The organism is Syntrophaceticus schinkii (genome assembly GCF_000946815.1).
GTDB classification, from domain to species: Bacteria; Bacillota; DSM-12270; order Thermacetogeniales; family Thermacetogeniaceae; genus Syntrophaceticus; species Syntrophaceticus schinkii.
Genome location: NZ_CDRZ01000266.1, coordinates 13,464 through 29,481, shown reverse-complemented (window position 1 = coordinate 29,481; position 16,018 = coordinate 13,464). Strand labels below are relative to the sequence as shown.

14 protein-coding genes are annotated in these 16,018 nt (G+C 50.8%); all 14 read right to left on the bottom strand.

Annotated elements, in window-relative coordinates:
• Positions 1-300: 300 nt before the first annotated feature.
• Positions 301-1,554, bottom strand: a complete 1,254-nt coding sequence (gene rho, locus SSCH_RS12815) for a transcription termination factor Rho (RefSeq protein ID WP_044665798.1) — start codon at positions 1,552-1,554, stop codon at positions 301-303.
• Positions 1,555-1,893: 339 nt separating this feature from the next.
• A complete protein-coding gene (gene fsa, locus SSCH_RS12810) occupies positions 1,894-2,544 on the bottom strand; it encodes a fructose-6-phosphate aldolase (protein ID WP_044665797.1) in 651 nt (216 codons plus the stop codon).
• 30 nt (positions 2,545-2,574) lie between these two features.
• Positions 2,575-3,429 carry a class II fructose-1,6-bisphosphate aldolase gene (locus SSCH_RS12805; protein WP_044665796.1) on the bottom strand — a complete coding sequence of 285 codons (855 nt, stop codon included), beginning with the start codon at positions 3,427-3,429 and terminating at the stop codon, positions 2,575-2,577.
• Positions 3,430-3,444: 15 nt separating this feature from the next.
• Complete coding sequence (locus tag SSCH_RS12800) at positions 3,445-4,113, bottom strand: hypothetical protein (protein ID WP_044665795.1); 669 nt, start codon at positions 4,111-4,113, stop codon at positions 3,445-3,447.
• A 103-nt stretch (positions 4,114-4,216) separates the two neighbouring features.
• On the bottom strand, positions 4,217-5,398 hold the full coding sequence (alr, locus tag SSCH_RS12795; protein ID WP_052835644.1) for an alanine racemase: 1,182 nt from the start codon (positions 5,396-5,398) through the stop codon (positions 4,217-4,219).
• Between the two features lie 97 nt (positions 5,399-5,495).
• Positions 5,496-6,566 (bottom strand): lipid II:glycine glycyltransferase FemX, encoded by a 1,071-nt coding sequence (locus tag SSCH_RS12790; protein ID WP_232294470.1) that lies wholly within the window; start codon positions 6,564-6,566, stop codon positions 5,496-5,498.
• Position 6,567: 1 nt separating this feature from the next.
• Complete coding sequence (locus SSCH_RS12785; protein ID WP_044665793.1) at positions 6,568-8,199, bottom strand: CTP synthase; 1,632 nt, start codon at positions 8,197-8,199, stop codon at positions 6,568-6,570.
• A gap of 359 nt (positions 8,200-8,558) precedes the next feature.
• Positions 8,559-9,188: an MBL fold metallo-hydrolase gene (locus SSCH_RS12780; protein ID WP_044665792.1), complete on the bottom strand. Its 630-nt coding sequence runs from the start codon at positions 9,186-9,188 to the stop codon at positions 8,559-8,561.
• A 4-nt stretch (positions 9,189-9,192) separates the two neighbouring features.
• Positions 9,193-10,860, bottom strand: a complete 1,668-nt coding sequence (gene argS, locus SSCH_RS12775; RefSeq protein ID WP_044665791.1) for an arginine--tRNA ligase — start codon at positions 10,858-10,860, stop codon at positions 9,193-9,195.
• A gap of 534 nt (positions 10,861-11,394) precedes the next feature.
• The gene (locus SSCH_RS12770) at positions 11,395-12,432 is read right to left on the bottom strand and encodes a two-component system sensor histidine kinase NtrB (protein WP_052835642.1); all 1,038 of its coding nucleotides are present in this window, start codon (positions 12,430-12,432) and stop codon (positions 11,395-11,397) included.
• Positions 12,425-12,742 carry a hypothetical protein gene (locus SSCH_RS12765; protein ID WP_044665790.1) on the bottom strand — a complete coding sequence of 106 codons (318 nt, stop codon included), beginning with the start codon at positions 12,740-12,742 and terminating at the stop codon, positions 12,425-12,427. Before SSCH_RS12765 ends, SSCH_RS12770 begins: the two co-directional genes overlap by 8 nt.
• The gene (locus SSCH_RS12760) at positions 12,739-13,737 is read right to left on the bottom strand and encodes a hypothetical protein (protein ID WP_044665789.1); all 999 of its coding nucleotides are present in this window, start codon (positions 13,735-13,737) and stop codon (positions 12,739-12,741) included. Before SSCH_RS12760 ends, SSCH_RS12765 begins: the two co-directional genes overlap by 4 nt.
• Positions 13,738-14,454 (bottom strand): RAD55 family ATPase, encoded by a 717-nt coding sequence (locus SSCH_RS12755; protein WP_044665788.1) that lies wholly within the window; start codon positions 14,452-14,454, stop codon positions 13,738-13,740.
• The gene (locus tag SSCH_RS12750) at positions 14,451-15,851 is read right to left on the bottom strand and encodes an ATPase domain-containing protein (RefSeq protein WP_232294468.1); all 1,401 of its coding nucleotides are present in this window, start codon (positions 15,849-15,851) and stop codon (positions 14,451-14,453) included. The genes SSCH_RS12755 and SSCH_RS12750 overlap by 4 nt, the downstream gene beginning before the upstream one ends.
• Between the last annotated feature and the right edge of the window lie 167 nt (positions 15,852-16,018).

The window sequence follows — 16,018 nt, the reverse complement described above, 5'->3', positions numbered from 1 at the left end:
CACTATTTCGAAGCTAATCCCTTCAACCTTCGCGGCTTTCGGCCCGCTGTCTCGCCTGCCTACGCTTAAACATAGCTGTTACCAGCTATGCTCCAAGGCTGGCTACGGGTGGTTGGCTAAACCTTGCCCGGTGGGATTCCCACCCACTAAGTGTCACGACCTAGCTTGGTCGCTCCCGTCCCCAGTGTATCACCCGAGAATGGAGGTCAAATGTCGGAAAAGATGGCGGCACCAACTTCAGAAATGCGCCAGGAACCGTCCCCGATGCATCCGGCGAGAGGTGGGAACCGTCCCCGCGTCTCACTTGAAGAGTTCAGGAAGTGCGCGCAGGAGGTCGTTGTTTCCTTTGGTCTTCTTCATGGCATCGATCAGCATTTCGCTGATGTCGCTGGTACCGTAAGAGGCGAAGGTCCTCCTAAAATTCCAGACCAGTTCCAGCTCATCTTTACTGAGCAGCAATTCCTCCCGCCGTGTGCCGGAACGCTTGACATCAATAGCCGGGAAGATCCGCTTTTCCGATAGTTTCCGGTCCAGCACCAGCTCCATATTGCCTGTGCCCTTGAACTCTTCGAAGATCACATCATCCATCCTGCTCCCGGTCTCTACCAGTGCTGTAGCCAGGATGGTCAAACTGCCACCTTCTTCGATATTGCGGGCAGCCCCGAAAAAGCGCTTGGGTTTATGCAGTGCTGTAGGATCAACTCCACCGGAAAGAGTGCGGCCGGAAGGGGGAACAACTAAATTGTAGCCTCGAGCAAGTCGGGTGATGCTGTCCAATAGAATCACCACATCACGCTTGTGTTCCACCAGTCTCTTTGCCCGCTCCAACACCATTTCTGAGACCTTGACATGGTTTTCCGGAGGCTCATCAAAGGTAGAGCTGACAACCTCCCCATCCACAGACCTCTGCATATCTGTAACCTCTTCCGGGCGTTCATCGATGAGCAGCACCATCAGATAAATATCTGAATAGTTGTTAGTTATGGCATTGGCGATCTTTTTCAGCAAATAGGTCTTCCCTGCTTTGGGGGGAGCAACAATCAACCCCCGCTGTCCCTTTCCTAAAGGAGAGATCAGGTCGATGATCCGGCAGGAGATGTCCCCGGACCCATTACTTTCCATGGTAATCCGCTCATTGGGAAAGATCGGTGTTAATGCATCGAAATGCAGCCTCTGTGAAGCCTCATCCGGGTCATAGCCGTTGATTGTTTCTACCCGCAAGAGGGCATAAAAGCGCTCTGTCTCTTTTGGTGCCCTCACCTGTCCGGCAACACGGTCACCTGTTCGCATGTCAAAGCGCCGGATCTGTGAAGGGGAAACATAGATGTCATCATGGCTGGGAAGGTAGGCGAAAGGGCGCAGGAAACCGTAGCCATCCGGAAGGATTTCCAGGATCCCCTGGGCAAACATCAGCCCATCCTTTTCAGTATTGGCCTTCATGATCTCAAAAATGAGTTCCTTTTTGCGCAGACGTGAACACCCGGTCAGCTCCAGGTCTTTAGCGATTTTATGGAGCTCTGAGATGGTCTTCTGCTCTAATTCTGACAGATTCAAGTTGATATCACCCTATTTTCTATTAATTTTAGATATAACATAATTCAATAAACTATAAACAAAACTTTATTAGGATATGTTACAAGATAAGGCTGGTAAAATATTGTCCCTCCAGGTGGGATCAGTTATAATTTGCAGTTTATCAGTAATTGATAGTCCGGTTATTCCGGTCGATCAAAGGAAGGATACAAGAGCACGCCGGTGCCGCTTTTTACAGTACAGCGGCTCCGGCAGCTGTAAACATACCAAGGGGTCTGACTAAAATGCAGGAAGCAAAGCATGTGTCAGGACATTTTTATGTATAGATTAACATTACTGTTCATATTTGTCAAGACAATTTTAACCCTTGATTACTTTATCCCAATCCGCAAGAAAACGCTCTATCCCGCGGTCAGTCAGGGGGTGCCTGAACATCATTTTCAGCACATTGAATGGTACTGTGGCGATGTCCGCCCCGATTCTTGCAGCCTCCAAAACATGCTGAGGGTGACGAATGCTGGCAGCGATCACCTCCGTTGAAAACTGGTAGTTTTCAACAATACCCATTATATCATCCAGCACATCCATTCCTTCCTGGCCGGTATCATCGATCCGACCGATAAAGGGACTGACATAGGCAGCCCCTGCCCGCGCCGCCAAGAGGGCCTGAAGGGCACTGAACACCAGGGTTACATTTGCACGGACACCTTCTCCGGAGAGCACCTTTACCGCGGACAAACCCTCAGGTGTTACCGGAATTTTTACAACAACATGAGAATCAATACTCGCCAGTTCCCGAGCCTCCCGCAGAATCCAGTTCAAATCCTGGCTGATCACCTCAGCACTTACCGGGCCCTGTACCAGTTCACAGATCTCCCTAATAATTTCATGAAAATCTGCACCCTCTTCCCTGGCGATGAGGGTAGGATTGGTGGTAACCCCGGAGATAACTCCCCAGTCTACAGCTTCCTTGATTTCATCAACATTAGCAGTGTCCAAAAAGATCTCCAACTGTTTTCACTCCTTAGATTCAAGGCTTTTCTAGGCCTTTCCATTCGATCCAAAAAGCCGAATTTTTTCCCGGATCACCTCTGTAGCTCTTGTGCGTGCCGGCCCCAAAACCTTGCGGGGATCGATCTGATCCGGATCAGATGCCAGCACGCGGCGGATCTCTTCCACAAAGGCCTGCCGGATGTCGGTATCGATATTCACCTTGCGGACACCCAGTTCAATGGCTCTCCTGATATCTTCACCAGGCACACCTGATGAACCATGCAGTACCAGTGGCACTCCCGTCAGTTCCCGGATCCTGTGCAGCCTTTCAAAATCCAGCTCGGGTTTTCCGCGGTAGCGCCCATGTGCGGTACCGATAGAGGGAGCCAGTGCATCGATCCCTGTTTCCTGTACAAAGGTAACAGCCTCTTGAGGATCTGTAAAAAAGGCGTCTCGTTCTGAAACACTGATCTCATCTTCGATACCCCGCAGGCGTCCGAGCTCTCCTTCCACAGCTATGCCTGCTGCATGAGCCACCTCCACTACCTTGCGGGTCATTTTGATGTTTTCCTCCAGGGGAAGGTGGGAACCATCGAACATAACGGAAGTAAAGCCGGACCTCAAGCAGTTGACCACCTGCTGGAAATCGGTGCCGTGATCCAGATGCAGGGCCACCGGAACCTCAGAGAACAAAGCTGCCTCACGCACCAGGGAGGTTATATATCCCAAGCCGGCATATTTGATGGCACCCTGGCTGGCTTGAATAATCACCGGAGAGCGCTCCACCTCAGCTGCTGAGATGATCGCCTGCACGATCTCCATATTGTTGCAGTTAAAGGCACCTACAGCATACCCACCTGCTTCAGCCCTGGTAAGAAGCTCTGAAATAGTTACCAGACTCAAGAAAAAAGTACCCCCTTATTCCTTGGACTTTCTCCTTCTGTTTTTTGCCTTGCCGCGGCAGATCCACTGTAAGGCCCCAGCCTTCAAAACAATTTCCCAGGTATTTTTCATGGCCTTCCGGTCTTCCTTGGTTTCGGCACTGATAATACCCAGGGCCTCGCAGTTGGGGCAGCGCAGCTCCACGCGATCGGCAAAAACCTCCACTTCAACATCCATATTCCCACACTGACAGGAAAGTTTCCCTTCTGCTGCTAGTTTATGCAGTTCATCCAGAATATCATACATGACTTCCGGATTCTCAAAGTAATCTGAGAAACCAAGATCCTCTGCCATTTCACGCAGTGAACGCTCCTGATTGGCGATACACTTCCTGACCTTTGGCCGCGGCCCGATAAAACCTACCTCCAGACCTGTCTCCTCACAGTACAAGGGCAGAGCTTCAGAAGACCAGAGGTCTTTAAAAAGATAGTGGTAAAGGTGTTTCGTCTCACACATTAAGCAGTCCAACTGCAGGTAGTATACCTTGTGATCCTTTGTTGTGATGGAAAGCAGCTGCGCCCCGCAGTCACAGCTAAAACGCACCGGCTTTTTCCCCGAAAAAGCAAAAAAAGACAGCACATGGTATTTTATTTTGCCGCAATCCGGACAACGCAGGGCAACTGCATTTGTTGTTTGAATGATCATTTCTATAACCTCCTCCGCCACTGCCGCAGGTATATGTTCTCTCTATTCTCCATATAACCGTTAATTCCTCTAACAAAATACTTTAAATTGCTGATTCGGGAGGTTAGGTCTGCATCTCTGGACCGCTGTTGCTGTGAGATGGTACCTGGCACCTGTATAAGCAGGGAACAGAATCTTTAACAACTGTGCGTCTCACCTGCACGAGAACTGGGGTACCAACCTTTATATCAGGTATGTTGCCCACATCGATACAGCTTAATTCCATTCCGATTCTGCCCACAACCGGGGCCAGGGTGCCGTTGATGGAAACATATGGTGAGCCTACCGGATGTCCCAGATAGCCCAAAATTATTTTAGCAATCACCTTGCCCAGATCCAACAGCCCCGCCGGGCGGCGCTGCACATCTAAACCAAAACCATCTCTGTAGCCTACAGGCAGAACAGCTATCACCGTATCCCGGCGCACCCGATGTGTTCTTCCATAGCCTATGGTCGCCCCGGACCGCGCCTTTTGTAAATGAATAACCCGGGTCCAAAAGGACCAGGTATCTTCCAGGTCAAGGGCCGGGCTTGTTACTCCGGCGGGAAGCTGGCCGTAGATGAGTGTGCCGGCACGCACCATATCAAGGTGCATTTCAGGATAAAGCAGGGCAGCGGCACTGTTACAGACATGCCGCAAGGGAAACTCTATTCCCTTTATGGCGAAATCCTGTACTATACCGCAAAAATTTTGGAACTGACGGCGGGTAAAAGATGAATCAATTGCTGCAGAGGCAAAATGGGTGTAGATCCCCTCCCATTCCAACCCCGGAAGAGAAAAAAGGCGATTTGCCATAGCCTTAAGGGTTTCCGGCAGGAAACCCGTCCTCCCCATCCCGGTTTCGATCTTGAGGTGGACAGGGGTTCTCAGCCCGAACTTTTGAGCCGCGGCAGATAACAGCTCAGCCTGTTCAACTGTGCTGACCGAGGCGGTGAGGCCGAATCTCACAATATCTTCTTCTTCACCGGGGAGCAGGGGACGAAAGATCAGGACCGGTGCATCAATGCCTTCTTCCCTCAGGGCAATACCCTCATTGGGGTGTGTCACCCCAAGGGCATCAGCACCCCGTGTCATGGCAGTCCTGGCCACCGGCAGCAAACCGTGACCATAGGCATTGGACTTCACCACCGCCATCAGCCTGACATCACCACTATGTAGGAATTTTTTTACACTGGCAATATTATTCCCTACTGCATCCAGATCGACATCCACCCAGCAAGGGGTGCTTTCCTGTACATCCAACATCTTCAACCTCTATCATTTACATAGATTTTATAAAACACCCTAACAGCCATTTCGCCGCTGCCGCCAGCGGCACAAATAGTAACGAAATATTTTCATCCTAGTCTATCTCATCTCGCTGGCTCTTTTTACGGTGAGTAAGCTTCAAGTAGATAGGAACAAGCTTCTCCCAGATAAAATACCAGATAGAAGAGAGAACCAGGTCATGTTCTGGGATAAACTCGGTGAATTCTCCCCCAAAGCCCTTCTTAAAGCGATAAAGCCCGGCAAGGGCTTCTTCGGGATCATCAGTCGCCGGAACCCCCCGCATATCATATACACTGCACTGCAGTGACTTAGCCCACCTGATCATCTCCCACTGCAGGAGGTAGTTAGGCATCACATTGCGCCGCCTGTTGCTGGATGCTCCGTACAGATACCAGGCGCGATTTCCGCAGCAAAAAGCCAGGGTCGCGGCAATGATCTCCCCTTCATATTCTGCTAAAAACAAACGCGCAGTTCCTTGAGCAACAAAGAGGTCCCACATCGCTTCAAAGTAGCTGAAGTCACGGACAAGAAAGCCGTCACGCTCCGCAGTTTCGGTTAATATATCGTAAAATGTCCGTAGCTCATCTTTGTTCTCTGCCATCCGCACCTTTACTCCCCTGCGGGCTGCCAGGCGAAGGTTGTACCTGGTCTTGCTCGCCATCCCGGCCAGCAGATCCTCTTCGTTAGGGGTAATATCCATACGAAACACATAGCGAGGCTGCACCCCTCCAAAGCCGGCTTCATCCCCGGAGGGGCGAAAACCGATCATTTTAAGGCGCTTTAATGCAGCTTCATCCGGTGAAGGGATGTCAGGGTCAATTTTAAGCAAAATAGCCCTGTGCTTCTTCCCGAGTTTGATCACTTCTTGCCAGAAATAATCTTCACCCGCTTGGTCACATTCCTTACCGATCACCGGCCCTCTGGGTGCATAAAGAATCGACCTCCCAAAAATGGGGGGTTTTCTTTTGAGAAGGGAGATGGCAGCGACGGGGGTGCCATCCTTTGTCACAAGGAGGCGTAAAGGCTTCCACCCGGTGCCTCGTTTCAGTTCCCCCCACTCATAGCTCTGCAGGAAGTGTGGCCGCAAGGAACTATTTACAAAACTATTATAAAGATCTATATCTTGCCCTTCGATCAGGTGCACCTTATACAAAACGCTTTTTCCTCCAATCACTTCTCAAATCTGCTGCAGTGCTGCTGCGAATAAAATCCCGAAAAAGAGGGTGTGGTCTGTTGAGGCGTGATTTAAATTCCGGATGAAACTGACAGGCAACAAACCAGGGGTGTTCGGGCAGTTCAACTATCTCTACCAGTCGTCCATCAGGAGATGTGCCGGTAATCCTCATCCCTTTTTCAGCAATCAATTCCCGATAAGTGTTGTTAATTTCATAGCGGTGCCTGTGGCGCTCCTCTACCATCTCTTTTCCATAAGCAGCATATGCCTTGCTGTCCGGAACCAGTTTACATGGATATTTGCCGAGCCGCATGGTCCCACCCAGACAATCCTGGTTTTCCTGTCCGGGAAGAAAGGAAACGATCGCATCTGGTGTCTGTGGATCAAACTCCGTGCTGTTGGCATCTTTTAGCCCACAAACCGACCGCGCAAACTCGATTACAGCACACTGCATCCCCAGACAAATACCCAAAAATGGAATCCGCTTCTCTCTGGCATATCCAGCAGCCTTGATCTTCCCGGCAATTCCGCGGCTGCCAAAGCCTCCTGGCACAAGGATCCCCTGCACTCCCTGGAAAACATCATCTGGGTTTTCCTCTTCCAGGCCTTCCGCATCAACCCAGCTGATCTGCACACTGGTTTCATGGGCAAGCCCCCCATGACAGAGGGCTTCTGCAACGCTCAGATAGGCATCTTTGAGCTCCACATACTTCCCCACCACTGCCACCCGGATGCTTTTCTTGGGGTTAAAATAGGTTCTGACAGCCCTCTTCCATTCCTCTAAATATGGCTCTCGCTGAGGAAGATTCAGATGAGTGCTGACGATCTCAGCCATCCCCTGCTCTTCCAGCATCAGGGGAACCTGGTAGATGGACTGGGCATCCATCACTTCAATCACTGCATCTTTGTCAATATCGCAGAAGAGGGCGATCTTGTCCTTCAACTCCCGGGTCAGCGGTTCTTCACTGCGGCAGACGATGATATCAGGCTGAATCCCGATGGAGCGCAGTTCCTTCACACTGTGCTGGGTCGGCTTGGTTTTCAATTCCTGGGCAGCCCTCAGATAGGGAACCAGTGTCACATGAAGATAGAGAACATGTTCTCTCCCGATGTCGGTTTTGAACTGACGGATGGCCTCCAGAAAGGGGAGAGACTCAATATCCCCTACTGTGCCTCCGATCTCCGTGATTACTATATCGGTGTTTTCCTCATCTGCTACCCGCTGGATATAATCTTTGATCTCATTGGTAATATGGGGGATTACCTGGACAGTGCCCCCGTGGTATTCCCCGCGGCGCTCTTTATGGATTACCGAATTATAGATGCGGCCGGCAGTGACATTGCTCCCCTGGGATAAACTCTGGTCAAGAAAGCGCTCATAGTGCCCCAGATCCAGGTCGGTCTCTGCCCCATCATCTGTAACGAAAACCTCCCCATGCTGGTACGGGCTCATGGTTCCCGGGTCGATGTTGATATATGGATCAAACTTTTGAATAATCACTGAAAAACCCCGGCTCTTCAACAGGCGGCCCAGAGAGGCCGCAGTGATCCCTTTGCCCAGGGATGATACAACTCCACCTGTCACAAATATATATTTCGTCAAACCCTCTCCCTCTTCCCTTCTGTGAAGATTCTTGTTTCGTTTCATACAAAGCCAATTTTAAACTTGTCCCAGGGAGATTGTCAAGTAACAAAGAAGTAACAAAGGGGACGGGGGTCGCGTCACCAAGGCAGACAAGGGGGCGGACATCAAGACAAGGGGACAGGGATTTGCCTGCTGTCACGATGCGTTCTCACCTCTCCTGGTATTTGTTGATGGTCATGGCACAGGACAATAAACTCTTCCGACAACAAATTGGATATTGCTCCCCTACATCCGGGATCTGCTATAGTGTTGCCGATCACAACCAGTTGTTAGATGAACAGGCTTCCCCTTATAAAGAAGCTTTGTTTACCCGTTCTCTATTGGTAGTCGAGAACAAGGACCTCTTGTTCATCCGGGAGGTCCTCAGCAGTTCCCTGCCATGATTTCCCCTGCCGCACCCTCTCAAAGTGGTGGGTGAAGTTCTCCAGTGGCTCCAAATCAAAAGAAAGATGCGGTGTCCGGTAGTGCATAGGAATCACCAGGCGGGGTCGGAGTTGGGCAACCACCTCCCGCGCACCCCTGGCATCGACGGTGTAAACACCACCCACCGGAACCATGAGGATATCTACCCTCCCTATACTGTGAAGAGCCGCTTCATCCAGCAGATGCCCCAAATCCCCAAGATGACAGAGGCGCACCCCATCCATCTCCCAGGTAAAGATGATGTTCTTGCCCCTCCTGGCACCCTTCACTTCATCGTGAAAAACCGAAATGCCATTGAACTCCAGTGACCGGAAGGGGTGTTTCCCTGCTTCTTTGATCACCACAGGCTCTCCCGGCAGAAAGCTGACAGCATTGTGATCGTAGTGGTCATGGCTGACCGTAACAACATCCACCTCTTTTTTCGGCAGAGGGTAGCCCACCTCTTCATCAAAGGGATCCGTAAGCAGGGATACCCCTTCCCCCTGGCAGTAAAAACAGGCATGTCCCAGCCAGCAAATAAACAAAATATCACATCCTTTCCGGGGCTGAAACCCCGATAATTTTTAAGGTGTTGCGCAGGGTAATGCGGCAGGTGTTAACCAGTGCCAGCCGCGCCTCACGCAAACCAGGCTCTGCATTAAGAACATGGCAGGTTGTATAAAATCCGTGAAAAAGGTTGGCCAGGTTATAGGCATAGTGCGTCAATCGGTGCGGCTCCAGACTGGCTGCGGCGTATTTGATCTCCCCAGGCAGCTCAGCAATCCCCTCCAGGAGGGCGATCTCTGCAGGGTCCTGAAGCAAACCGCAGTCGACCTCCTGTGCCGGGAGAAGATCCCCCGCCTGGCGCAGGATGCTGCAGATGCGAGCATGGGCATACTGGACATAGTATACGGGGTTATCGCTGGACTGCTTTATGGCTAGATCCAGGTCGAAATCCAGGTGACTGTCAAAACTGCGGTTTACGAAGAAGTAGCGCGCCGCATCTGAGCCCACCTCATCCATGAGCTCCCTTAAGGTGACATACTCACCGGAACGCTTGGACATCCTCACAGGCTCCCCTCCCCTGAACAACCGCACCAGCTGCATGATGATCACCTGGAGGCGGTCGGGGTCGTAGCCTAGAGCTTCAACTGCACCCTTCATGCGCGGGACATGGCCGTGGTGGTCAGCCCCCCAAATATTGATCACCCGGTCGAATCCCCGCAGGAACTTATTTTTATGGTAAGCGATATCTGCGGCGAAATAGGTGGGGACCCCACTGCTGCGCACCAGCACCTCATCTTTCTGATCCCCAAAAAGGGTGGAACGAAACCAGATGGCCTCATCCTTTTCATAAAGATACCCCTTCTGCTGTAGATCCTTTAAAACCGTCTCAATGGCTCCCGAATCGTGCAGGGTCTGCTCTGAAAACCAGATATCATAATGCACCCCAAAGTCAGCAAGATCACCCTTCATCTGCTCCAACTTCTCCTGGAGGGCATATTTGACGAGAATCTCACGTCTCAGCCGCGGAGCAACCTGCAGGTACTTATCCCCTACTTTAGCGATCAGTTTGCGCATGCTGTCAATTAGATCATCCCCTGGATACCCATCCTCAGGGAAGGGGACATCTTGACCGAGCAGCTGCAGATAACGGGCTTCCAGTGTGCGGCCGAATGTCTCTATCTGACTCCCGGCATCATTGACATAAAACTCCCTGGTCACTTCATAACCCGCGGCAGCCAATACATTGGCCAGGGTATCCCCTAAAGCCGCGCCCCGCGCATTCCCCATATGCAGCAGCCCGGTGGGGTTGGCGCTCACAAACTCCACCTGTACCTTTTCGGGGTTTTCCATGGAAGAGCATCCATAGTGGTCATCCATCTCCTCCACTTCCGGAAGAACGGCATAAACCCAGGATGGATCCAGAAAAAGATTGATAAAGCCAGGCCCCGCTATTTCAACCTTTAGCACACGGTTGCTTCCGGCAGGAAAATAGTCAAGAATAATTTGGGCGATCTTCCTGGGCGCGGTTTTTGCCGGGCGGGCAAGGACCAGGGCAATGTTTGCGGCCAGATCCCCATGCTCCTTCTCCCGCGGCTTCTCCAGTGTGAAGAGGGGGAGCTCCTCAAATACCAGCTTCCCTTCCTCCTGGGCCCGCATCGCAGCATTCTGCAAGTCCTGATAGATTTCAGCCTTTAAGCGTTCGAGCAACATCTCATTCTCCTCTTTGTAAGTTCTTTGCCTCTATTATACAAGTTTTTTTACTTCTATTATCTGGTATTACAGTACTATTATTCAGGCTTGGATCACAGGGTTTGTTCTCTGATCCACTTTTGCGTGCACCGGGGACTGTCCCCCTTGCACGCGTACAAGCTCTTTGCTTCTATTATCTGGTATTATAGCACTATTATTCGGGCTTTGTTGATAGTTGATACAAAAATGAGCACCCGAAAAACGGAAAGCCCAAGACCGGAAGTCGGAAGTCTGAGAGACATGGGAACTACCGCGGATCGCCAAACAACTCTTTCGTCTCACCTCTTCCGCTGAGACGCGAGAACCGTCTCCGCGTCTCTCGCGTCTCACTTGACATCCTGCTTCCGGGCTTTTGTTTTTCCGACATCTGACTTCCGGCCTCAGACTTCCATTATTGGCAGGGAACAGTGACTGAAATACAAAAGAACCGTCCCGCGTCACGAGCGGGGAGACGGAAAAGATCATGACACGCCCCCCGTCCCTCCGTCACCTCCGTCAACTACAGGGAACGGTAATCGTCACCGTACATCCCTTATCCGGATTGTTGGCGATCTGGATCTCCCCCCCGTGATTCATCACAATCTCACGGCAGACATAAAGACCCAACCCGGTCCCCTTCTCCCTTGTGGTAAAGAAGGGGTCGAAGATCCGCGGGAGGGCCTCTTCAGAGATGCCAATTCCGGTATCCCGGACAAAAAGCAAGGCCATATCCTTTTCTTTCAGGTATTCAATACCTATACGGATCTCTCCTCCCGCAGATGTTACTTCCACAGCATTTTTGAGGAGATTGACGAGAACCTGGTGAAATTGTTCGCGGTCGAGACGGACAGGTGGAAGCTCTGAATGACATGAAAAAAGAAAACCAATCCCTTTGTTTTTTAGCTCAGATTTATAGAGTATAATAAGTTCATGAATCAGCTTCTCCAGGTCACAGGGCTGACGCTCAGGAGTGCCGGGTTTAGCCAGCCGGAGGTAATTGGTGATCAGGTTGTTGACCCTGTCCAGCGCCTCCAGCATAACCTCCACATATTCCAGCTGCCGAGCATCCTCCAGTTCTCTTCTCAAGAGCTGGAGGAAGCCCTTGATGGCGCTCAAGGGATTGCGAACCTCATGCAGGGCAATGGCAGCAAGCTGCCCCATAATGGCTAACCGCTCAGCCTTGAACACCGCCTGCTCCAGTTCCTGCTGGCATCTGGCATTCCAGAGAACAAAAACACCCCCCTGGCTTTCCCCCCCATCCCCCTTAAAATAATGAGTGCTAGCATAGGAAGGATGACAGCCGGTGAGCGGGGCAGCAGGCCCAGTGTATTCCTTGCCTGCGTGTGTCTGGAAAAGAGGATGATCCGGTGGAAGCCCCTTTTCTCGGAGCAGCCTTTCCAGATTATAGCCGCGAACCTCATGGGAGGCAACACCAAATACCTCTGAAAGGTTAGAGTTTACAGCGACAATTTTTCCAGCCCCGTCAAATACCGCTATTCCCAGGGGAATTGCCTCTAGAGCCTGGTACAGAATGAGATCTGTACTGTTATTCAAGGAATGTGTCACCCCTTTGGGTTTTAAAAAACGAAGCAATCAACTCACCATTTCTCAACTGGTAAAGCTGCACACTTTTGAATTTCTTCTGCTGAATGATTCCTATCCTGACCAGGGGATCAAGAGCCAGTTCTATTTCCTCGGGGGCATGGTGCAGACGCCTGGCTAACCCCGCCGCGGTATCGATTGTATGGGGGTTGGCCTGGAAAAAGGCAAGAATATTGATGCGCACCACACTTCCCTGTATGGTATCCCCCAGGATTCCACCATTCTGATTGTTTTCCGGCCGTCCCCTCCCCTCGTGCATCATTCTCCCTCGTTCTCCTCCTCAGGATATGCATGAAACTCACAGTATTCTCCACTCAAAGCAGCACACTGCATCTCCTCACAGATGATGGGATACCCCAGGATTACCGTTAGACAGGCGGAAAGCTGTCCCCTGAGGAGGTCACAGGTGACTCGAGGTGTGCGATAAAGCTCCATACCCTCTACTACAGCCACTTCAAAGGACTGGTAGCATCTAAGAACAGCATGTCCCGCAGAAGCGTCCAATGAAACGAGCTCTATCCTTCCTATACCACAGTTTTTCATCTCCTCAAAACAAACCTGTAAAGAATCCTCAGGTATCTTATAGCAATCTGCAGCCTCCCTGGCAATATTCAGAAATGACCTGTACCCGGTATCAAAAAGCACTTTTTGGAGAATAAAAGGAGCGTATTCATTAACAGCAACCAGAAAGGAAAGATAGACATCTTTTGTAAAAAGGACAGCCCTTTCGCCGGCGATATCCAGGGTATCATCCACAAAGTGCATCATCTCTGTCCGCAGTCGACGCTTCACCGGAAAAACCTTGCCATGGCAAACACCGGATGCCGGTTCAAACTCCACTGCTGTGGAATATTCCAGACCCAATGCGTTCTTTAATGCAGACTGCAAGGCACCCAGGCGCGGGCAGTAAAACAATAACCCCTCTTCTTGTGCTCGCCTGCAATAACTCTGGTAAATACAGTGTTCCTGGCTCATGGTTACCAGGACGCTGTTGCCTTCGTCCTCCAGCTGGAAAGCCCCCTCTTCCAGAAACACCAAATACCCAAGAGCATTAAAATAAGCCTTACAGATATCGCTGGGCCTTGTGCTCTCCAGCTTACACTCTTCCCCATAATCCTTAAGGATCTGCTCCCCGACACCACGGGTAATCTCCTCCAGGTAATGCCTTCCTCCAAACGGCATGGTACCCGTAGCTCTGCTCAGGGTCAAGTAAATGGAGTTGATGATTTTCAGGTAAACATCTTCAGAATTCATCATTTATACCTCCACATCCGGGGCAAAGATAATCCCAAAAACCGGGCTGATCCCAAACCGGCGGGGAACAGCATCGAACTTCCCGCTCTTGACCTTTCCCACCTGGATCAGCCTTTCAGGTCTTACCTTTGGACCACCGAACTTCATGCGCACATTGACACTATAAAAATGACCGATGACCGTCATGACCCGTCGGTCTAAAACCCCATCTACGAAAACATCCATAGCCAGAATCCCCTTTTTGCGCAGGGACTTCAGCCTGCTGCGGTGAAACTCCAGGATCTCCTCCTGGACAAAGGGGATCAAGAGGGTACTCAGGCTGTCCACAACCAGGCGCACCCTCCGGTCGGCAAAGCGCGCTAAAAGATTGCTTTCCAGAACAGCGTATTTCTCCAAGCTGTACTGGTTGGCAATAAAGTGGCGCTCACGGCTCTCCTCTTCTTCATAGGCATCTACAAGAAGCAAGCGCCCTGCCTCTTCATAGGCTCTGACCCCTACTTTAAATTCCCTCAAATGGTCGCGCATCACCGCAGGTGGTTCATCACAGGCCACATAGATACAGGTATCTCCACAAACAAGCCCCTCTTTCAAAAATTCCCCGGCTAATACTGTTTTCCCCACACCTGTATCACCATGAACAAGGATCTGAGAACCATACTCCATTCCCTGGGGAATGGCGCGATCTAAGCCATCAACACCGAAAAAGCCCCGCTCTTTCATGTCCTTAACCCCCCTTGCCTGGGAAACACCTGAATGCCATTTCCTGTGATCTCCATGATATGGTTTCCTGTAACATGACTGACACCACGCAGTTTATAGAGCTCCAGCTGGCGCATCCTCCTGTTCTGAAACCAGGCGTATTTGAGTAAAATGCTCCCCTGCACCAGGGACTGCGCCACAGCAAACTGCATATCACTGCCAGGTCTCCCCAGAGGATAGAGAAAAAGTGAGGTACAGCCCAGGTTATTCAGGTTGGTAGTCATATAATAAAGTTTTTCCCGCAGAACAGAAACATCCTGTATAGGCCCAATCACGACAGGTAAAGAGTCCAGGACCAGGCGCCTGATCTTGTGTTTCCGAATATAAGATGCGAGATTAATGATCAGCTCATCAAAATAGACATCAACAAAGGGTCTGAAAACGACATGAATCTTCCCTTCCCGAACTAAGGCATCCAGATCCCAGGAGAAGGCCGCTGACTGAAAGAAAATTCTCTCAGACGGCTCTTCCAGAGACATAAAGAGCCCTTTTTCCTGGTAAAGGAGAGCCCCCTTAACCAGATACTCAAGCCCCAGGACAGATTTGCCTGTGCCTGTCTCACCGGCCACAAGGATTGATATGCCGGGTGGCAGGCCTCCCCCTAAAATGTCATCAAGCCCACCGATACCTGTAGGCACCTGCTGCCGGGAAGGCGAATCTTTTGGAGTGTCGGCGAGTATGGGACGCAGGGGGAAAACCCTGGTGCCTCCCTCTTTAATTTGAAAACTGTGCCTGCCGGAAAGATGAGGTTGTCCACGGCTTTTAACCACCTCAACAGTGCGCTGGCGTGAAAGGCCCTCCCTTGCCTCGTAATGGAGCCGCACCACTACATCAACCAAGAACTCTTCAAAAGAATGGTAATCCTCAGTGTCCCCCTCCAACTCCTTGATCAGAAAAGAAGTTAAACCCAGGCGGCGCAGTCCATTACAAAAAGAGTAAACAGCCTGCCTGAGTTTAAGAGAATGATGGACAACCTGTCGAAAATGAGAAACGCTGTCTACAAGTACGCGTTTTGCTCCTATAGAACGAGCAGCTTCCTCTAAAAAACTTGTATCCGGTCTGAGGACCACATCCGGGGATGTACAGATGACACGCAATTTGTTCTCTTTCTCTAAGGCTTCCAGGTCCCATCCCAAACTGCGGGCATCCCGATAGAGAGATTCCGGAAACTGCTCAAAGGTCAAAACAAGCCCGGGATCCCCGAAATCCCTGATCCCGCGATAGATAAATTCCACACCGAGGGTTGTTTTTCCCGCACCTGGTATACCTTCCACAAGTACTGTATTTCCAGCGATGATCCCCCCATCAAACAGGTCATCAAAGCCACTGATTCCGGTGCAAATCTTCGTCAAGAGCAAAATGGCCCCCTCCTCTTTAGAACGAATGCTCCAGAAAATAACGCTAATACTAGGGTTGGTTTATTCGACACCTGTACTACATTTTCCTTCCTGGTGCGGAAAATATTAGTGAGATGGGGAATTATCCCCTTTGCATCTGGAGGCTGTCTTCTGTGCAAGCATCCTTG

Excerpts from the sequence above, each read along its gene's own strand:
- SSCH_RS12800 (WP_044665795.1), bottom strand. The coding sequence starts at position 4,113 with ATGATCATTCAAACAACAAATGCAGTTGCCCTGCGTTGTCCGGATTGC.
- alr (WP_052835644.1), bottom strand. The coding sequence starts at position 5,398 with ATGTTGGATGTACAGGAAAGCACCCCTTGCTGGGTGGATGTCGATCTG.
- argS (WP_044665791.1), bottom strand. The coding sequence starts at position 10,860 with ATGTTGCTCGAACGCTTAAAGGCTGAAATCTATCAGGACTTGCAGAAT.
- SSCH_RS12765 (WP_044665790.1), bottom strand. The coding sequence starts at position 12,742 with ATGATGCACGAGGGGAGGGGACGGCCGGAAAACAATCAGAATGGTGGA.
- SSCH_RS12760 (WP_044665789.1), bottom strand. The coding sequence starts at position 13,737 with ATGATGAATTCTGAAGATGTTTACCTGAAAATCATCAACTCCATTTAC.
- SSCH_RS12755 (WP_044665788.1), bottom strand. The coding sequence starts at position 14,454 with ATGAAAGAGCGGGGCTTTTTCGGTGTTGATGGCTTAGATCGCGCCATT.